Genomic DNA, 19758 nt, shown 5'->3' with positions numbered 1-19758 from the left:
GCGACCATGAACAGCCACCCACGGGCCGCCCCAGGCATCACCGTTACCCTCGCCGAACTGATCGAGATGCGCCATCGAGTGCGCGAGGTGCAGCTGTTTTCCAAGCCCGGCCAGCGCAGCCCGTTGATCGGCCTGCACCATTCCAAGTTGCGTGGGCGCGGCGTGGATTTCGACCAGGTGCGCGTGTACCAGGCCGGGGACGACGTGCGGAACATCGACTGGCGGGTAACGGCGCGCACCCAGGAGCCCCACACCAAGCTGTTCCATGAAGAGCGGGAACGGCCGATCTTCATCCTGGTGGAGCAAAGCCGGCAATTGTTCTTCGGTTCGGCCAGCGCATTCAAATCCACCGTCGCGGCGCGGGTGGCGGCGCTGTTTGGCTGGGCCACGCTGGAACACAACGACCGCATCGGCGGGTTGGTATTCGGTGACCTTGAGCACTACGAGATCAAACCCCGACGCAGCAAGCAAAGCCTGCTGCAACTGCTCGACCGCCTGGCTCGGGTAAACGCCGCACTGACCACCGACAGCGCCCCGGCCGCGGACCCTCTGGGCACCGCGCTTCGCCGGGCGCGGGAAGTATTGCGCCCCGGCAGCCTGGCGATCGTGATCTGTGACGAACGCGCCCTGAGCGATGCCGCCGAGCAGCAATTGACCCTACTGGCACGGCATTGCGACCTGCTGCTGCTGCCCATCAGCGACCCCATGGACCACGCATTGCCAGCCGCTGGGCTGCTGCAGTTCGGCCTGGGTGAAGCGCATCTGGAAATCGACACCAGCGACGCGCAATTGCGGCGCAACTATCAGGCACTGGGCGAGGCACGCCAGGCACGCTGGGAACGGCTCGGGCAAAAGCTGGGGTTGCTGGTACTGCCGTTGAGTACCCGCGCCGACGCCGTGGACCAGCTACGCGAGTACACAAGCGCCAGGCCCCGGCCCGGCATGCTGCCCGTGGCGAGCCCCGTACAATGAACCCGTTGGCACGGCTGCAGCCTTTGATCGAGCCGCCGGCCGTTGGCGCCTGGCCACTGGCTGCAGGCTGGTGGGTGTTGGCGGCGCTGCTGGCGGCGGCGGCAATCACCGCGCTGTGGTACTGGCGCAGGCGACCCTTGCCTGAAGAGCCCCCTATGGAGGTGCCCGCGCCTGCGGCCGATCACGCCGTGGACCCGGTACGCCTCGAGGCATTGGCCGAACTGGCACTCATGCCCCGCCCTTACGACGGTGCGCCCGCCGGTGCCTGGCTGCAGCAACTCAACGCCCTGCTCAAGCGTGTGTGCCGCAACCATTACCCCGGGGCCCACAGCCATACCCTCAACGGCCGTAAATGGCTGGCGTTCCTGGACAACCGGTGCCCCGCCGCAGGGCTTACGCGCTGGATGATCCTGGTAGAAGGGGTGTACCGGCCCGAGTGCAAACTCGACGACAAAGCCATCAACGGGTTGTATCAGGCGGTTGAAATCTGGATTCGCAAACATGCTTGAGTTCGCCTGGCCGCTGATCTTTCTGCTCGCCCCCCTGCCCTGGCTGCTGCGCCGGGCTCTGCCGCCCGCCGACAGCGGGGAACAGGTGTTGCAGGTAGGCTTTCTCGATGACCTTGCCAGCCTCAGCCGGCGCCGTGCCAGCCGCGGCCTGCCTGGCTGGCGCCAGCAACTGCCTTACGCCCTGGTGTGGGGGCTGCTACTGCTGGCGACCGCCCGCCCGCAGTGGCTGGGCCCGCCACTGCCCCTGCCTGCCAGCGGCCGCGACCTGCTGGTGGCGGTGGACGTGTCGGGCTCCATGGATTACCCGGATATGCAATGGCAGGGCGAAAACGTAAGCCGGCTAGCCCTGGTGAAGCACTTGCTGGGGGATTTCCTGGAAACCCGCGAGGGCGACCGGGTAGGTCTTATCCTGTTTGGCAGCCGGGCCTACGTACAAGCGCCACTCACCTTCGACCGGCATACCGTGCGCACCTGGCTGGACGACGCGCAAGTGGGGATCGCCGGGCAAACCACCGCGATCGGCGACGCCATCGGCCTGGCAGTCAAACGCCTGCGCCTGCGCCCGGCAGACAGCCGGGTGCTGATTCTGGTGACCGACGGCGCCAACAACGGTGGGCACATCCAGCCGCTGGTCGCCGCGCGCCTGGCCGCTAGCGAGCAGGTGCGGATTCACACTATCGGCATCGGTGCCGACCCGCAGGCAGCAGCGGCGAACGCCGCGCTGGGCCTGAACCCCACCAGCGACCTGGACGAAACCGCGCTGCAGGCGATTGCCAGCGCGACAGCGGGAGAATACTTCCGGGCGCGGGACGGCCGCGACCTGCAAGGAATCGGCGAGGCGCTGGACCGGCTCGAACCGGTGAATCAGCAGCCGACCCGTGTGCGCCCGGTCAACGAGCTGTATCAGTGGCCCCTGGCGGCGGCTGTGGTGCTGGTGGCATTGATGGTCTGCCAGCGCTTGCTGCCTTTGCTGCGCCGCTACGCCTGGATGCGATCGGTGCGCCTGCCTGCCGCCTGGCGCAGCCAGGTTGACCGCTTGAGGCAGCGCCCATGATTGAATGGTGGCCACACTGGGCACGCCCTGGCTGGCTTGCAGCCTGGCCGATACTGGCCTGGCTGTGCTGGGCATTGTGGCTGCGCCGCCGACGCAGCGGCCGCTGGCAGGCGTTGTTACCGCGCGCCTTCCACGGTACGTTGCTGCGCGGAAGCCCGAGCGGCCGCCGCGAGCGAACGCCGCGGGTATTGTTGGGACTCGCCGCGGCGTTGGCGGGGCTGGCGCTGGTCGGGCCGGGCTGGCAGCGCGAGCAACAGATCAGCCAGCGGCCAGACGACCCGCTGGTGATACTCCTCGAGCTCACACCGCACATGCTTGCCCGCGATGCGTCCCCGGACCGCCTTGGGCAGGCACGGCGCAAGATCCTCGACCTGCTGCAGCACCGGGCCGATGCGCAAACCGCGATCGTGGTGTATGCCGGCAGCGCACACACACTGGTGCCGCTGTCCAACGACCAAGCCACCAGTAGCAACCTGCTGGCGGCACTCAAACCCTCTCTGATGCCAGAGCCCGGCCAACGCGCCGACCTGGCCGTGCGTCAGGGTTTGGACCTTCTGGCACAGGCCGGTCAGGGCTCCGGCCGTTTGCTGTTGATTACCTCCAGCCTCACCGAGCAGGAACTGCAGGGGATAGACCACTGGCTCGGCCGGCGCGCACCGCCGTTGCTGGTGCTCGGCGTCGGCAGCCCTGAAGGGGCCCCCGTGGCGTTGGAGAACGGTGAACTGCTCAAGGGTGATGACGGCGGGATCGCATTGCCACGGCTGGATATACCAGCCCTTGCGGCGGCCGCAGGCCATGGTCACGGCCGCTATGAAACCGCTCGCCTGGACAATCATGACCTGCGGGCCCTCGGCCTGTTCGACGCACCTCATACGCCGATGGCTGCCGATGACGGCCCAGCGCACCCACTGGACCGTTGGGCGGACCAAGGGTACTGGCTGTTGCTGCCATTGCTGGCCATTGCCGCCCTGGCCGGGCGCCGTGGCTGGCTGCTGTGCCTGCCGCTATGGCTGTGCCTGGGCGGATTGCCAACCCCTGCCTACGCCTTCAGCCTGGCCGACCTGTGGTGGCGGCCGGATCAACAGGGCCAACGGCTGCTGGCCCAAGGGCAACCTGCACTGGCGGCCCAACAGTTCAGCGACTTTCGCTGGCGGGGTGTAGCCCTGTACCGCGCCGGCCAATATGCCGAAGCGGCCAAGCAATTTGCCCAGGGCGACACCGCAGCCGACCATTACAACCGCGCTAATGCGCTGGCCCTGGCGGGCGAACTGGATGCCGCGGTGGAAGCCTACGAGCAGGCGCTGGAGCGCCAACCCGCCTTGACCGCCGCGCGCAGTAACCAAACCTTGGTGAAGGCGCTGCTGGATGCCCGCAAGGCCGCCGCCCCGCCCACTGAAAGCTCCGCGGCCCAAGCCTCGCCTTCCCAAGGCGAGGCGACCTCCGGTCAAAGCCAGGCCAACCCCAGCGATCCCAAGGCACCGCCCACCGCCCCGCCGGGGCCAGATACGGCTGGCCAGGCGACTATGGCAACCAGTGGCGGAACGGGCGAAAGCGATACCCCACCCAAAGGCACCAGCAGCCTGGCCAGTACTGGGGACTACCCCGAGGACGAGGCGCGGGAATCCCTGGAGCAATGGCTGCGACAGATCCCCGACGATCCGTCAGAATTGCTGCGGCGCAAATTCTGGTACGAACAGCAACAACGGCAGGAACAATAACGATGAGTCGGCTCTGTGCCTTTCTATTCTGCAGCTTTCTCGCATTGCTGCCCCTTGGGGCGTCGGCGAGCGTGCTGGTGGCCAGTGTCGATCGAACCCGCCTGGCAGTGGGCGAGTCTTTCGAGCTCACCCTGCAGACCAATGACGTGACCCTGTTCGGCCGGCCGGATACCACGCCACTGCAAGCGCAATTCGACGTGGGCGATGTGCGCCAGGTGAACCAGCCGGCCAGCCTCGCGGATGACCGTGGCGCCAGCACCCGCTGGATCATCACGCTGGTGGCTCGCCAAAGCGGTACCCTCACCCTCCCTGGCTTGAGCCTGGGCGAGTTGCGCAGCCAGCCGATCGTGCTTCAGGTGCTGGATGCCGATACCCCGATCGCCGCCACCGCCGAGCCGGTGTTCATCGAGGCGCGGCTGGACCAGGACCAGGTGTACGTGCAGGCGCAGGTGATCCTTACGCTGCGGGTATACCACTCTGTTGCCCTCTACGACGACAGCACCTTCGCCCCACCACAGCTGGCCGATGCGATCGTCGAACCCTTGGGTAATCGACGCACCTACGAGAAGGTCATCAATGGCGTGCGCCATGGGGTGATCGAAACACGCTATGCGATTTACCCCCAACGCAGCGGCCAGCTCATCCTGCCCGCGCTGCTGTTCACCGCTACCTCGGTGGAAACCGACGATACCGGCAAGCCCAGGGCGGGCGCGCAGCTTCGCGTGCGCTCTGCGCAGATCACCATGAGCGTTATGGCCAAGCCTGCGGTGTATCCGGCGGACGCCACCTGGCTACCGGCACGCAGCCTGACCGTCACCGAAAGCTGGAACCCGGCGCCCGAGCAAGCCCGGGTCGGCGATTCACTCACCCGCACCCTCACCCTTCGCGCCGAGGGGCTTTCAGGCGCGCAGCTACCGCCGTTGCCCAGCGCAGAGCTACCGGGTATTCGCCGCTACCCCGACCAACCCCAGCTCAACGACCAGGGCACCGAGCGCGGCCTGGTCGGCAGCCGCCAGGAGCGTGAAGCGCTGGTGCCTGTACGGGCGGGCGATACGGAGCTGCCGCCAGTGGAAGTGGTGTGGTGGAACACGCGTGAAGACCACCTGGAGCGTACCAGCCTGCCGGCCCGCACCCTGCAGGTGACCGAGCGCGCCACCCTGCCCTTGGCAGACAAGCCCGCGGCAGCTGCTCCCCTCCCTCGCCTGCTATGGCCCTGGCAGGCAGCCACCGGGGTATTGTTGTGCACCAGCCTGTTGGGCTTCGGCCTATGGTGGCGTGCGCGCTCGCAGCCCGCAGTGGCCCGGCTGGCCGCTGTAGGGCCCAGCCCTCGCAGCCTGCTGGACGACCTTCGGCGCGCCTGTGGCAACAACGACCCCCAAGCGTCTCGCCAGGCACTGGATGCCTGGGCCCGCCAGCAACCAGAAACCCTGGCCCAGCTGGCCGAACGCTACCCGCCTTTGTCGGACGCCCTTGATGGCCTCAACGGCGCGCTGTACAGCGAAGCCGGCCGTTATTGGCAAGGGGCACGCCTGTGGCAGGCGGTCAGCGCCATCCCGGCAAACAGCCGCCACGTCCCCGGGGCGGAAGAAAACCTTCCGCCGCTTTACCCTAAATAGTTCCGAGACTCCCCATGCGCGTGTTGCACACCTCCGACTGGCACCTTGGCCAAAGCCTCCACGGCCAGGACCGTGACCATGAACATCATGCGTTCCTCACCTGGCTGCTGGCGCGCATCGTAGCGCTGGCCCCCGATGCCCTGCTGATCGCCGGGGACATCTTCGACACGGTCAACCCCCCGCTCAAAGCGCAGGAGCGCCTGTACGATTTCATCGTCAACGCCCACGAAGCCTTGCCTTCGCTCACCATCGTGATGATCGCCGGCAACCATGACTCAGGCTCACGGATCGAGTTGCCCGCCCCGCTGATGCGCCGCTTGCGCACCCATGCACTGGGCCGCGTGCTGTGGCTGGACGACGGCAACCTGGACTGTGAACGCCTGCTGATACCACTCAGCGATGCCAGCGGTGCCACTGCTGCATGGTGCCTCGCGCTGCCGTTCCTGCGGCCCGCCGAAGTGACCGGGCCGCACCTGGGGGAGGATTACCTGGGGGGTATCGCCCAGGTTCATCGGCGGTTGATCGCTGCCGCCAACGAGCGGCGGCAGCCTGGCCAGCCACTGATCGCGATCAGCCATGCCCACATGGCAGGTGGCGCGGTGTCACTCGATTCCGAGCGCAGCCTGGTGATCGGTACCGCCGAAGCGTTGCCGGCCAGCCTGTTCGACGACAGCGTGGGCTACGTGGCGCTGGGGCACTTGCACAAACCGCAACAGGTGAACGGTGAACAGCGCCTGCGCTACAGCGGCTCGCCCATTCCGCTGTCGTTCTCTGAAGTGGACTATCCCCACCAGATATTGCAAGTGGATTTCGAGGGCGAGCAGCTTACGCAGGTGCTTCCCCACCGTGTGCCGCGTGCGGTTGACCTGTTGCGCGTAGGCCCGGCGCGCCTGGACGAAGTGATCGCCAAACTGGAAGCGCTGCCCCTGCCGGACCTGCTTGCCAGCGTTGTGCAGCACCCCTGGCTGGAGGTGCGGGTGCAGCTCGACGAGCCCCAGCCGGAACTGCGCACCCGTATCGAAACGGCCCTGGCCGGCAAGGCCACGCGGCTGGTGCGCATCGCCGTCGAATACCTGGGCACCGGAAGCCGCGAAGACACCGCAGCCCTGCAGCACCTCGAGCAGCTTAGACCCGAGCAGGTGTTCAGCCGCGCTTGGGAAGAGCAGTACGGCAGCGCTGTAGACGAGGCTACCCTTGGCGATTTTCTGCTGTTGATGCAGGAAGACGAACTGGAGGAACAGCCATGAAAATCCTGGCGATCCGCCTGAAGAACCTGGCCAGCCTGGCGGGCCCGGTGGAACTGGACTTCACCACCGAGCCACTGGCCAGTGCTGGACTGTTCGCCATCACCGGCCCCACCGGAGCCGGTAAAAGCACACTGCTCGACGCCCTGTGCCTCGCTTTATTCGGCAGCGTGCCGCGCCTGGGCGACATTGGCCGGGACACCAAGGTGCCGGACGTGGACGGCGATATCGCTACCGGCGACCCACGTAACCTGCTGCGCCGGGGGGCCGGCGCGGGCTTCGCGGAGGTCGATTTCATCGGCGTGGACGGCGTGCGCTATCGGGCGCGCTGGGAGGCCAACCGCGCAAGGGAAAAAGCTGGCGGCAAGCTGCAACCCAGCCGCCAGACCCTGCTGGATCTGGACAGCGATCGCCTGCTAGCGACCCAGAAAGGTGAATACCGGCCTCTTCTTGAGGCACGGCTGGGCCTGAATTTCGAGCAGTTCACCCGCGCGGTGTTGCTCGCCCAGAGCGAGTTCAGCGCCTTCCTCAAAGCCGATGACAACGAGCGCAGCGAACTGCTGGAAAAACTCACCGACACGGCAGTGTATAGCCGCCTTGGCCGCCGCGCGTACGACAAGGCCCGCGCCGCGCGGCAACAGCTTGAAGCGCTGCAGGCGCAGGAAGGTGCGTTCTCGGCGATGGACGAAGAGGAGCGCCTGGCCCTCGATGCACGCCTCGACGAAGCCCGCCAAGGGCTGTTGCAATCCCAGGGCCAGCGCCGCGAACGCGAAGCCCAGCATGAGCACTATCAGGCGCGTGAGCGGTTGACCGCCGAGCGGGCGGCAGCGGCAGACGCGCTCGCGCAGGCCGGACTTCGCTGGGATCAGCTGGGCGATGACCGCCAAGACCTTGCCCACCTTGATGCCCTGGCGCCACAGCGAGCGCTGCTTGAACGCCAGGCCCGGCTCACAACTCAACTCGCCACCCTCGGCCCCGCCTGCACCGAAGCGGCCGGTTTGCTTGCCCACGCCCAACAGGCTTCTACCCAAGCGCAGGCTGAGCTTGAAGCCGCCGATATTCACTTGCAGGCGGCCCTGGCGGGCCACGCCGAAGCCGCACCCGCGCTTCGCGAAGCGTTCGACCAGCAGGCCGCACTGCATCATCTTGAACAGGACCTGGCCCCTCAACAGGCGCGGCAGGCTCAGCTCGAACGACAGCACCTCGAAGGCGAGCAAACGCTAGCCACTCTCGCCCAGGCCCAGAGGCAAGCCGCTGATGTGCAGCAGGCCATCGGGGCGCGGCTGGAGCAGAGCACCGAACTAGCTCGGCTGGCGGATGCCTGGCAAGGGTATCAGCCACGGCTGCAACAGTTGGTGGACTTGGCCAGCCGCGTCAGCCGACTGGACGGCCAGCTGCCACCCTTCCAGGAAGCCGCGCGGGTTGCCGGGCAGGCACGGGCGTCGGCGCAGGCCTTGCTCGATGACCTGCAGGCCCGCCTGGGCGCCACCGACGACCTTGGCGAACGCCTACAACTGCTGAGCGAACTGATCCGCGACAACCGGACGGCACTGGAGGATCTCGGCGCATTGGAAGGCCAGTGGCGACGCTGCGCCGAGGTGCAAGAGCGCCTGAGCGAGCTGGCCGCGCAACAGCATCGCCTGGCCCAGCAGCGCGAGCAGCGCACTACCGAAGGCAAGGCGGTCAGCACCGAGCATCAGGCCGCCAGCCAGGCGCTGGACGTGACGGTGCAACTGCTGGAACGCCAGCACCTGGCGCGGCTCAAGGCGGGGTTGAACCCCGGTGCGCCCTGCCCCGTGTGTGGCAGCGCCGAGCACCCGAGCCACGGCGCCAGTGCTGACAGCGTGCTTGAAACGCTGGAAGCCCAGGACCTGGCGGACATACAAGCGGCGCAAGACAAGGTAAAGGCCCTGGCCGATCGCCTGGCTGAGTTGCGGGCCGAGGTGCGCGGCCTGATGGAGCAGCAAAAAGCCCTGCACGAACAGCAGCAGCGCGGCGAAGCTCACAACACTACGCTGCTGGATGCACTCAAGGCCCTGCCCCGGCACGATGCCTTGCTGGCGGTGCCGGCGGCTGGGCGTCAGGCTTGGCTGAGCGATGGGCTGGCCCGGCTGCGGGAGCAGATAAGCACGGACGAAAACCAGCTCAAGGCGTTACTGGCCGCCCAGGCTCAGGCCACTCAACAGCAGAACGAACTGCGTGCCGCCCAGCAAGCCGCCGAGGAAGCCGAGCGCGCGGCGCAGGCCGCGCAGGACCAGCGTACGCGGGAGCAGGCGCGTTTCGATGAAGAACTTGAGGCGTTCACGGGGTTGCTGCCCGATGGCGTGCTGAAGGACCTGCGTACCGGGCCGGCGAAGGCGGTTGCGGCATTGGAAGCCAGCCTCGCCGAACGCCTCGGATTGCTGGAGCAGCAACACGCGCAGGCGTTGGCCCAGGGCCAGCGGCAGCAGCAGATTCAAGTGTGCGAGGCCCAGCAGCAGGGGCTTGCCCAGCAACTGGAAGCGCTGCGCGACGGCTTGCAAGGCTTGCAGGCGCGGCGCGCGCAACTGCGAGTCGGCTTGGCCGAGCGCCTTGGCGCCCATGCCAGTGCCCAGGCCTGGCAAACCGTGCTGGAGCAAGCGGTTGAGGCCGCGCGCATCCGGCATGCCGAGGCGGCCCAGGCGTTGCAACGTGCTGGCAGTGAAGTACTCGCTGCGCAAGCCCGCCAACAGGCCTTGCTTGACCAGCAAGCCGCCGTAGAGGCAGAGCTGGCGGAGTTGGGAACATCGCTGCAGGGTTGGCGTATCACCTGCCCTACCCTGGATGACCCGGCGTTGCAGCGTTTGCTGGCCGTTTCGCCCGAGGAAGTGGAGCAATTACGCGCTCGCCTGCGTGAAGCTCAAAGCGCTGTGGAGAATGCACAGGTATTGGTGCAGGAGCGGGAACAGCGATTAGAGGCGCATGTAGCGCAGGCCAGCGCCAATGCGTTGGATGCCCAAGCCCTGGCCGTCGCGTTGGCGACGATAACAGCCGAATGCGAGCGCCAGGAACAGGCCTGCGCCGAGCTGCGCGCCGCCCAGCTGGAAGACGACCGCCGGCGCCAGGCCCGCGAAGCCCTGGCCGAACAATTGGAGGCTGCCCAGGCCGAATACCGCCGTTGGGGCCGCCTCTCGGCGCTGATCGGCTCCGCTGAAGGCGATCGCCTGCGCAAGATCGCCCAAGCCTACAACCTCGACCTGCTGATCCGCCACGCCAATGCCCAACTGCTGCAGCTGGTGCGGCGTTACCGGCTCAAGCGTGGCGGCAGTGCATTGGGCTTGCTGGTGGTGGACACCGAAATGGGCGATGAGGTGCGCTCGGTGCACTCATTGAGCGGCGGCGAAACCTTCCTCGTTTCCCTGGCGTTGGCGCTGGGGCTGGCATCCATGGCGTCCAGCACGCTGCGGATCGAATCGCTGTTCATCGACGAAGGCTTCGGCAGCCTCGACCCCGAATCCCTGCAACTGGCCATGGATGCGCTGGACAACCTCCAGGCCCAGGGCCGCAAGGTGGCGGTGATCTCCCATGTACAGGAGATGCACGAACGCATCCCGGTGCAGATCCAGGTACGGCGGCATGGCAATGGCTTGAGCGAGGTGACGGTGGTGCCTTAAGGGCTTGGGGCGTTAGCGGGGCCCGGGAATGGCTTTGAACCGGTTCGCAGGCTTCGCCTACTCCCACACTGTGGGGCCCAGCAGTTGGTGTGGTATTACACCAACTGGCTGGCAATCAGCGCCGCAACCACCACCGCGCTGTAACTGGCCAGGGCGAAGCAGGCGCCTTGGCGGGCGCACATCAGAATGGCCTTGGCCATGGCGCGTTCTCCGGGTTCAGATCAATGTTCGTCGGCGATCTTGTGGTTCAGTGCCGCGTAGTAGCTGGCGCTTTTTTGCAGGTAGTGCTGGGTGTAGCTCTGGCTCGAACGGCTGGTCTTGTCGTCCGCAACCGTGGCGCCGGCAGGCAAGGCTACCGAGGCGGAAATGGCGGATGCAGCGATAACGGAAAACAGATTGAAGTTCATGATGGCGTTCCTCCGGGACGTGAGTGACTGTGAGGTCAACTTACGCCCCGGAGCGTGGCGGCAGAAATTCATTGCGCCGTTATCGGGTATTACCGCTATTGATGCAGCGGAGCGAGAAACTTCAGATCGGACGGTGAATCCTGCCGATAGTGCTGAACCGTGCGCTGCAGCATGCCGGTCTTCGCGTCGCGCTCCATCACCACGATCTCGTTGCTCTTCTGGTTGGCGATCAACACAAAGCGGCCGGTGGGGTCCAGCGTGAACTCACGCGGATGGTCCCCTTCGATGGAGCGCCGCTGCACGAGCTTGAGCCCGCCTTCACGGTCCACCGCATACACCACCAGCTCGTTCACCGCGCCGCGGTTGGCCACGTAGAGGAACTTGCCATCGGGCGACAAGTGCAACCCTCCGCCTGCGCCAGTGGCCGGCTGTTGGCCAGGCGCCAGGTCCAGCACCTGGGTGCGCACCAGGTTGCCCGCGCGCCACTGGAAGCTGGCCACCTGGGCCGGCATTTCCAGGGTAAGCCAGGCATGTTCGCCGCTGGCATCGAACAGCAAATGCCGGGGGCCGCTGCCTGGCGGCAGGGCAACCGAAGCCGGGCTGGCGGGGTTCAGCGGCGCTTGGGCGTTGCCTTGGAAGCGATAGATGAACACTTTGTCCGCGCCCAGATCACTGGCGTACAGGTAACCCCGGTTGCCCACCACCGAGTGCACGTGGCCGCTGGCCTGGCGCTCGGCGTTCACCCGGCTGGGGGCGTTCTTGAACTGCTGGATCACCTCACCCAGGCTGCCGTCCTCCTTGATCGGCAACACCGCCAGGCTTCCGCCTGGATCGGGTTGAACCGCGTAGTTGGAGATGAAGAGGAATTGCTCGTCTTCGCTCAAGCTCGCGTGGGTAGGCTCGTCACCCTTGGTTTCCACCTGGTTGACCAAGGTGATCTCATGGGTAGCAGGGTCGATGCGGTAACTGCTCACCTTCCCGACCGGGTCCTTCTGCCCAGGGCCGTTCTCATTGGCCACGAATAGCCGGGTCTGGGCTTTGTTCAAGGCCAGCCAGGAGGGGTTATCTGTTTTGATCACCTGCACCGGCTCGCTGGCGATCTGGCCGGTCTGGCTGTCGAAGCGCAGGCGGTAAAGGCCCTGGCTGCTGGCCTGGGTGTAAGTACCGACCAGAAGGTCGTAGGTGGTTGCACTGGCAAGGGAGGAGCCAAGGGTGGCGGCTCCGGCAAGAGTAAGCGACATCAGCACTCGCAGCATGAATGAATCCTCGTTGGAAGACCGTGGCCGCGCGCAAAAGTTGACCCCCAGACTGCCTACCGCTTTATTCTTGGTCGTCATCTTCTTCGGCAGAGAAGGCTTCCAGCAAGCGTAGCCGATGCTCGGCATCGGATCCGATAATTTTCCACTGGTCGCTTTCTGTGACGAAGGTTGCGCTGGCCAAGGCTTCGAGGCTGAAATGCCAGCGCCGTTCCGTTCGCCCATCCATGGTGATGATGCTGAGGCCGGTGTCGCCCAGGTCGAATTCGAAGGCGTACAGGTCGTCGATGATAAGCATGTCGGCGCTGTCGAGCGCTTCGGCGAGGGAGAGGGTCATGAGGGGCTCCGCAAAGGTAGAGGGCGCATTCTACCCTTGCGGCGCGAGCGCGGCGTGTGGCGCTTACAAAACCTGCACGCCCCCTGGCTGGAATACCGCTTCGGCGGGTGCGATACCGTTCACCAGCGGCTCGCCGAAAGCGTCCAGGCTGATCTCGAAGTGGTCACCCGGCTGCGCCTTGATGCCGTCGGCGAACGACAGCGTAGCTGTGCCGAAGAAGTGCACATGCACATCCCCGGGCCGCAGGAACTGCGCGTACTTGAAGTGGTGGTATTCCAGGTTCTCGAAACTGTGGCACATGTTGGCCGCACCGCTGAGAAACTCCTTCTCCCACAGCACCTCGCCGTCGCGACGAATGCGGCTGGTGCCGGCCAGGTGCTCGGGCAGCGGCCCTACCCGCAGTTCAGGCCCGAAGGCGCAGGCACGCAGCTTGGAATGGGCCAGGTAGAGGTAGTTCTTGCGCTCCATCACATGGTCGGAAAACTCGTTGCCCAACGCATAGCCCAGGCGATACGGGCGGTGGTCTGGGCCGATCACGTACAACCCGGCCAGCTCAGGCTCTTCACCGGCGTCTTCGGCGAACGGCGGCAGCGGGAAGGACCCGCCCGGGCGCACCAGGATGCTGCCGTCCCCCTTATAGAACCACTCCGGCTGCACGCCCGCCTGCCCTGTCGGCGGCTTGCCCCCTTCCACACCCCACTTGAACACCTTCATGCTGTCGGTGATGGCGGCTTCATCGTTGGCCTGCTGGTGCATCTTGTCCCGGGTGGAAGCGCTGCCCAGGTGGGTGAGCCCGGTGCCGGTGACCAACACATGGGCGGTATCAGGATGGTCCAGCGGGGACAGGATGCGTTGCTCATCCAGCAGTTGCCGGTAGCTCAGCCGCTCACCCCGGCCGCACAGTTCGGCCTGGGCCGACAGGCTGCGGCCCTCGGCGATGGCGCGCAGGGCCAGCTCACGGGTGGACTCCACGTCCGCCAGGATCTGTACCTGGTCGCCTTCTACTACACCCACGTGGCGGTTACCGGCGGCGGTTTGCAATTGTACTAAGCGCATAGCGGTCTCTCTCTACGATTCAGAGGCAGGCGAAGTCACGAGCGGGCACTGGCAGCGAAGGCTTCCGCCGGCAGCGCGTGGCGCCGCTCCAGCACCCGGTAAACGATAAAGGTGAGCACCAGGCCGAACAGCATCACGCCGGTGAGGAAATACAAGCCGCTGGCGAGCTGGCCAGTGGCCTCTTTCAGCGCGCCGACCACGAACGGCCCCAGATAGCCGCCCAGGTTGCCCACCGAGTTGATCAGGGCGATCCCGGCGGCAGCGCTGGCGCCAGCGAAGAACCGCCCCGGCAGCGTCCAGAACACAGCAGTGCAGGAGAACAAGGCGAACGCCACCACGCATAATGCAGCCAGCTGCAACATGGGCGCGGCAAACCATGCAGCGCCGAACAGCCCGGCGGCGCCCAGCACATAAAGCACCGCGAGGTGGCCGTAGCGGTCGTTGAAGCGGTCCGAACTACGGGGGATGATCAACAGGCCGATGATCCCGAACACATAAGGCACAGCCGACACGAACCCGGTAGTGAGGTCACTGCCGCCAAACTGTTTGATCAGCGTAGGCAGCCACAGGCCAAGGCCATAAATGCTCAGGGTTACGGGCAAGTAGAACAGCGCCAGCAGCAGCACGCGGAAATCTTTCAGCGCGTGCAGCGGGTTGCCATGGCGGGTTTGCCCGTACTCGCGCAGGTCCTTTTCCAGTTCACCGGTGAGCCAGTTCTTTTCTTCCTCGCTCAGCCAGTTCACTTGGCGGGGGCCATCAGGTAGCCAGCGCAGCACTGGCCAGGTGAGCAGAATGGCCGGCGTGCCGATCACGATGAACAACCACTGCCAGCCGTGCAGGCCCAGCACCCCTTCCATGCCGAGCAGCCCACCGGAAACGGGCCCGGTGATCATCATGGCGATGGGTTGGGAAAGAATGAACAGGCCGAGGATCTTGCCGCGGTGGCGCACCGGGAACCACTGGGTGATGTAGTAGAGCACGCCCGGGAAGAAGCCCGCTTCGGCAGCGCCCAGCAGCAGGCGCATTGCATAGAAACTGTAGGGCCCCTGAATGAACGCCATGCCTACGGTGATGGCGCCCCAGGTGATCATGATGCGGGCGAACCAGCGCCGCGCGCCGAAGCGCTCCAGCATCAGGTTGCTGGGGATCTCCAACAGGAAGTAACCGATGAAGAACAGCCCGGCGCCCATGCCATAGGCAGCGTCGCCGATGCCAATGTCCGCGCCCATGTGCAGCTTGGCGAAGCCCACCGCCGAGCGGTCCACATAGGCCACCAGGTACAGCAATACAAGGAAGGGAATCAGTTTGAAGGTGATGCGGCGAATAAGCCCGAGTTCCTGGCTCATGGGTCGGTCTCCAGGTCTGTTGTTTTTATGAACCTGTCTGGAATGCAGCATTGCGGCGGTCACCCGATCGCATGCGCTCAGTGTGTGGAGGGACTATATAGTATTACTATTTGAGCAACAAGGACTTCCATTGCGGGCCGATACAGCCTATTTTAGAGGCACTTGCTACCATTAGTCTTACAATAAGAGAGCCTGACATGTCTGAGAAGAAACCCACCCTGCGCTCGGCCCAATGGTTCGGCACCAACGACAAGAACGGCTTCATGTACCGCAGCTGGATGAAGAACCAAGGCATCGCCGATCACCAGTTCCATGGCAAGCCCATCATCGGCATCTGCAACACCTGGTCCGAGCTCACGCCGTGCAACGCACACTTCCGCCAGATCGCTGAACACGTGAAGCGTGGCGTGCTTGAAGCGGGTGGTTTTCCTGTTGAATTCCCAGTGTTCTCCAACGGCGAGTCCAACCTCCGCCCCACTGCCATGCTTACCCGCAACCTCGCCAGCATGGACGTGGAAGAGGCCATTCGCGGCAACCCGGTAGACGGCGTGGTGTTGCTCACCGGCTGCGACAAAACCACCCCTGCCCTGCTGATGGGTGCCGCCAGCTGCGACGTGCCGGCCATCGTGGTCACCGGCGGGCCGATGCTCAACGGCAAACACAACGGCCGCGACATCGGCGCCGGCACCATCGTATGGCAGATGCACGAAGCCTATAAGGGCGGCCTGATCGGCCTGGACGAATTCCTTTCCGCCGAAGCGGGCATGTCCCGCTCCGCCGGCACTTGCAACACCATGGGTACCGCCTCCACCATGGCGTGCATGGCGGAATCCCTGGGCGTGTCCCTGCCCCACAACGCTGCCATTCCTGCAGTGGATTCACGCCGCTATGTGCTCGCGCATATGTCCGGCATGCGCGCAGTAGAGATGGTGAAAGAAGACCTGCGCCTGTCCAAGGTACTCACCCGCGAAGCGTTCGAAAACGCTATACGCGTGAACGCGGCCATTGGTGGTTCTACCAACGCGGTGATCCACCTCAAGGCCATCGCTGGCCGCATTGGCGTAGACCTGGAACTGGACGACTGGACCCGCGTGGGCCGCGGCACCCCCACCCTGGTGGACCTGCAACCTTCCGGTCGCTTCCTGATGGAGGAGTTCTACTACGCCGGTGGCCTGCCCGCCGTGCTGCGCCGCCTGGGCGAGAACAACCTGCTGCCCAACCCGGAAGCGCTGACGGTCAACGGCAAAACCCTCTGGGACAACGTGAAGGCGGCGCCGATCTATGGCCAGGACGAGGTGATCCGCGCCATCGACAACCCGCTGGTGGCCGATGGCGGCATCTGCGTACTGCGCGGCAACCTGGCGCCCAATGGCGCCGTGCTCAAGCCGTCCGCGGCAACGCCGGCGCTGATGCAACACCGTGGCCGCGCCGTGGTGTTCGAGAACTTCGAAGAGTACAAGGCGCGCATCAACGACCCGGAACTGGACGTGGACGCCACCTCCATCCTGGTGATGAAGAACTGCGGTCCCAAGGGTTACCCAGGCATGGCCGAAGTGGGCAACATGGGCCTGCCCGCCAAGCTGCTCGCCCAGGGCGTCACCGACATGGTACGCATTTCCGATGCCCGCATGAGCGGCACCGCCTACGGCACCGTGGTGTTGCACGTAGCCCCCGAAGCTGCCGCCGGCGGACCACTGGCCGCGGTGAAAGAAGGTGACTACATCGAACTGGACTGCGCTAGCGGCCGCCTGCACCTGGACATCAGCGACGAAGAACTGCAAGCCCGCTTGGCCGACTGGCAGCCGGAGAAAAGCAACCTCATCCCCGGCGGTTATCGCCAGCTGTACATCGAGCATGTGATGCAGGCGGATCAAGGCTGCGACTTTGACTTCCTGGTTGGGTGCAGGGGGTCGGAAGTGCCGCGGCATTCGCATTGAGGTGCAGTAGCTGTAGAGATTCTGGTAGGAAGCGGCGGGGCCGGCCATCCGGCGAAGCTCGTGAAGACCCTCGCGAGCTTCGCCCATCTTTTAGTTTTCTCGCGAAAAACCTTCCTATCTCATCCATTAACCGATCTTCAGCGCATAGTTCTTACGAACGTGCTGGTTAATGTAGGTGGTCAAACCCGACCCTCGCTTGGCCAGCCGCTGCATTTCATGCACAGCGGCAAGGCCTGGTCGGCTGGCGTCGTACACATACAATTTGAGCCGGTCGACGAAGCGCAGGGTGATGCTGTCGCCTTCAATGAGGTAGGCGACGACGCCACTGCTGCCGTTCGGGCCCCCGTAGGGGTGCATGGTGCCTGCCTGTTCTGGTGTGGGCTTGGGAGTTGGCTTGGGCTCCAGCAGTGCGCGGGTAGTGGCCTGTATCATCGCAGTGGTTTTACTGAAGGAACGGTTGGCTCGTATTCAAATCATCGGTTGCGGCTTGATACTTCTAGGTGCGATGGTCCTGACGGGGGCGTAATCAAGCGCTATCTGGCAACCCGCCTCCCACATGCTCGAGGGCGCCCAACAGCGCCCCCCTTCGGCATCCACCCTGCTTTGCGCTATCATGCCCGCTCCGCCCGCGCAGGTATTACCCCGCCCCATGGATTACCGCAAACCCTCCGAACGCAAGAGCATGCACGCCCGTATCGTCCAGGAGCTGGGCATGCACATTGTGTCTGGCCGTTTTTCGCCGGACCAGAAGCTGCCGCCCGAGGCGTTGTTGTGTGAGGAGTATGCGGTCAGCCGGCCGGTGTTGCGCGAGGCTACCCGGGTGCTGGTGGCCAAGGGGCTGGTGTATTCGCGGCCGCGGGTGGGCACGGTAGTAAAGCCCCGCAAGGAATGGCACCTGCTGGACCCGGATGTGCTGCACTGGGTAATGCAAACCACGCCGCAGAATGAATTCTTCGCGCTGCTCACCAGCGTGCGCGCGATCATCGAGCCGGCGGCCGCGGCGCTGGCTGCTCAGCACGCTACCCCGGAAGATGTGGCTTCCATCGGCGAGGCGTATCAGCGCATGGAAGCGGCGCAAACGCCGGAAGCGCTGTTGCAGCCCGACCTGGATTTCCATAGCCGCATCGCCGACGCCACCCATAACGACCTGCTGGCGCACCTGTGCAACATGCTGTCGATGGCCCTGCGCGAGGCGCTGCGCCACTCCAACCAGCGGCCGAACCTGCATGAGCTGGCGATGCCGCGGCACAAGGCAATCCTTACCGCGATTGAAAGCCGCGATCCTTTGGGCGCACAGCACGCGGCGCTGGTGCAACTGGACGACGCGCGCAATGCCTTGAATGTGGTACTGGGGAAGCAGTTGGGGTTGTAGCCCGTTAACCGGCTGGAAAAAGGCGCCCACTCAAGGCGCCTTTTTCACATAAGGGTTTCAGCTCACCCCAGCGGCGCCCAGAACGGGAACTGGTCCGGCACGTTGGTCTGGGATTTGGCAATGTGCTCAGCCAGGCAGCGATAGGTCCGCTGCTGCCATGTCACTTCGTCGCCGATTTCGTAATGCGTGTTCAGCGCCCACGCCGTGCCTCCGCTGTCTGCCTTGGTGGTGGCGGGCACTTCGGTGCTTTTGGGTGACAAACGCCCGGCCGCATCGACTGCTCTTACATAGTATATATAGGTCGTGTTCGACGTGAGTCCCAAGTCCGTGTGTTCCCTGGCTTCGCCGGACAAGCTCGCGACAACCTTATCGTCCCGGTACACCTTATAGTGCGCCACGTTCCCCCCGGCGGAGGCATTCCACATAAGCTGTATCGCGGTAGCCTCTATGCCCATCACATGCAGGTTGGTCGGCGCTTCTGGCGGGTTGCCTGGTTCCCCTTCGCCTTCGCCGAAGTCCAGGTCAATCACCTGATAGAAGGCCATCGCCGTGTTGGCAACTTCCCATACCGCCAGCAGTACATGGTAGCCCCGGTAATCGGGCAAGTGCAGGCTGTGCACGGTGGGGTCGGAAGGCGTGAGCTCTGCGCCGTACTCCCAGTATGGTTGCCAGGTAAGCTCTACTGTGTGGAAGGGTTCCTCATGGAATTGCGCCCGGGACAGCGGCGCGTCTGGGTTCCAGCCAGGCTTTGTGATGAAATAATTCCAGCGGCGGGTGGTATGGATCGCGGAATAGCTCCAGGAAATTTCCAGCGGCTGCAGGGGCCGGACCGAATGCTTGGCCCAATGCGCGCCGGGCGCGTCCAGAATGCTCGCATTCGGGTTGCCAGCGCTGGCGATCTTGCCATCGGCGGGCGGCGTGGCGTTGACTCCGTCCTGGGATGCCAATGGGTCGGCGAGGCCGCTGGCGGTCAGGGGGAAGAATTTGCCCGCCTCCAGTGAATTGGGGATCGATGCGTCGAAGGCATTGTGGTCTTCGCGCATGATCACCGCCCGGGAGCGGGGCGTGATCACTCGGCCGTGACGGGGGGTGGGCACAGCGGTCTGGATAAAGCCTGCTTTGCGTGGCATAGCTACCTCTACGAGCATTGCTTGAAAGGACGGCCGGCCTTCAATGGCCGACTGCTCGAGAGGGTGTGGCCAGGCAGAACTGCCAACAAGCTGGCAAAGAGGTAGGTTTCTTGCGCTGTGCACTGAACACTGGCGCGCGCCACAGGCGTGAGGCGCCCGGCCTGCCCCGCCA

Annotated in this window: 16 protein-coding genes; 9 read left to right on the top strand and 7 right to left on the bottom strand. The window is 65.0% G+C overall.

Features of this window, described 5'->3' with window-relative positions; translation table 11 throughout:
• Positions 1–6: 6 nt before the first annotated feature.
• Genes LG385_RS07285 through LG385_RS07255 form a run of 7 tightly spaced genes read left to right on the top strand, consistent with a single transcriptional unit; the run spans position 7 to position 10745 of the window.
• Positions 7–972: a DUF58 domain-containing protein gene (locus LG385_RS07285; protein WP_225773630.1), complete on the top strand. Its 966-nt coding sequence runs from the start codon at positions 7–9 to the stop codon at positions 970–972.
• Positions 969–1481 carry a DUF4381 domain-containing protein gene (locus LG385_RS07280; protein ID WP_225773628.1) on the top strand — a complete coding sequence of 171 codons (513 nt, stop codon included), beginning with the start codon at positions 969–971 and terminating at the stop codon, positions 1479–1481. The genes LG385_RS07285 and LG385_RS07280 overlap by 4 nt, the downstream gene beginning before the upstream one ends.
• On the top strand, positions 1474–2535 hold the full coding sequence (locus LG385_RS07275; RefSeq protein ID WP_225773626.1) for a vWA domain-containing protein: 1062 nt from the start codon (positions 1474–1476) through the stop codon (positions 2533–2535). Before LG385_RS07280 ends, LG385_RS07275 begins: the two co-directional genes overlap by 8 nt.
• Positions 2532–4253, top strand: coding sequence for a VWA domain-containing protein (locus LG385_RS07270; protein ID WP_225773624.1), 1722 nt, complete (start codon positions 2532–2534; stop codon positions 4251–4253). The genes LG385_RS07275 and LG385_RS07270 overlap by 4 nt, the downstream gene beginning before the upstream one ends.
• 2 nt (positions 4254–4255) lie before the next feature.
• Positions 4256–5869: a BatD family protein gene (locus LG385_RS07265; protein ID WP_225773622.1), complete on the top strand. Its 1614-nt coding sequence runs from the start codon at positions 4256–4258 to the stop codon at positions 5867–5869.
• A 14-nt stretch (positions 5870–5883) separates the two neighbouring features.
• Positions 5884–7116, top strand: coding sequence for an exonuclease SbcCD subunit D C-terminal domain-containing protein (locus tag LG385_RS07260; protein WP_225773620.1), 1233 nt, complete (start codon positions 5884–5886; stop codon positions 7114–7116).
• Positions 7113–10745, top strand: coding sequence for an AAA family ATPase (locus LG385_RS07255; RefSeq protein ID WP_225773618.1), 3633 nt, complete (start codon positions 7113–7115; stop codon positions 10743–10745). The genes LG385_RS07260 and LG385_RS07255 overlap by 4 nt, the downstream gene beginning before the upstream one ends.
• 221 nt (positions 10746–10966) lie before the next feature.
• Here the strand turns inward: LG385_RS07255 and LG385_RS07250 are convergent, their stop codons facing one another.
• The 5 genes from LG385_RS07250 to LG385_RS07230 all read right to left on the bottom strand — a co-directional run bounded on the left by LG385_RS07250 (position 10967) and on the right by LG385_RS07230 (position 15147).
• Positions 10967–11152, bottom strand: coding sequence for a hypothetical protein (locus LG385_RS07250; RefSeq protein WP_225773615.1), 186 nt, complete (start codon positions 11150–11152; stop codon positions 10967–10969).
• 95 nt (positions 11153–11247) lie between these two features.
• Positions 11248–12408, bottom strand: a complete 1161-nt coding sequence (locus LG385_RS07245; protein WP_413247306.1) for a lactonase family protein — start codon at positions 12406–12408, stop codon at positions 11248–11250.
• 64 nt (positions 12409–12472) lie between these two features.
• Positions 12473–12745: a DUF5629 family protein gene (locus tag LG385_RS07240; protein ID WP_225773613.1), complete on the bottom strand. Its 273-nt coding sequence runs from the start codon at positions 12743–12745 to the stop codon at positions 12473–12475.
• 63 nt (positions 12746–12808) lie between these two features.
• Positions 12809–13801, bottom strand: a complete 993-nt coding sequence (araD1, locus tag LG385_RS07235; protein ID WP_225773612.1) for an AraD1 family protein — start codon at positions 13799–13801, stop codon at positions 12809–12811.
• 35 nt (positions 13802–13836) lie between these two features.
• Positions 13837–15147, bottom strand: a complete 1311-nt coding sequence (locus tag LG385_RS07230; protein WP_225773611.1) for an MFS transporter — start codon at positions 15145–15147, stop codon at positions 13837–13839.
• Positions 15148–15344: 197 nt separating this feature from the next.
• Between LG385_RS07230 and LG385_RS07225 the strand changes: the two genes are divergently transcribed.
• Positions 15345–17084 carry an IlvD/Edd family dehydratase gene (locus LG385_RS07225; RefSeq protein WP_181116837.1) on the top strand — a complete coding sequence of 580 codons (1740 nt, stop codon included), beginning with the start codon at positions 15345–15347 and terminating at the stop codon, positions 17082–17084.
• A gap of 126 nt (positions 17085–17210) precedes the next feature.
• On the opposite strand, the gene LG385_RS07220 is transcribed toward LG385_RS07225, so the two are convergent.
• A complete protein-coding gene (locus tag LG385_RS07220) occupies positions 17211–17441 on the bottom strand; it encodes a hypothetical protein (RefSeq protein WP_225773609.1) in 231 nt (76 codons plus the stop codon).
• Between the two features lie 292 nt (positions 17442–17733).
• Here LG385_RS07220 and LG385_RS07215 point away from each other — a divergent pair, with 292 nt between their 5' ends.
• Positions 17734–18456 carry a FadR/GntR family transcriptional regulator gene (locus tag LG385_RS07215; protein WP_181116959.1) on the top strand — a complete coding sequence of 241 codons (723 nt, stop codon included), beginning with the start codon at positions 17734–17736 and terminating at the stop codon, positions 18454–18456.
• Between the two features lie 62 nt (positions 18457–18518).
• On the opposite strand, the gene LG385_RS07210 is transcribed toward LG385_RS07215, so the two are convergent.
• Positions 18519–19586 (bottom strand): lytic polysaccharide monooxygenase, encoded by a 1068-nt coding sequence (locus tag LG385_RS07210; protein WP_225773607.1) that lies wholly within the window; start codon positions 19584–19586, stop codon positions 18519–18521.
• Positions 19587–19758 lie beyond the last annotated feature (172 nt).

Origin of the sequence: Pseudomonas sp. Marseille-Q5115 (assembly GCF_916618905.1) — a bacterium.
In the GTDB taxonomy this organism is placed as follows: Bacteria; Pseudomonadota; Gammaproteobacteria; order Pseudomonadales; family Pseudomonadaceae; genus Aquipseudomonas; species Aquipseudomonas japonica_A.
The sequence above is the reverse complement of the archived record's forward strand: the minus strand, read 5'-3'. Positions and strand labels throughout refer to the sequence as shown.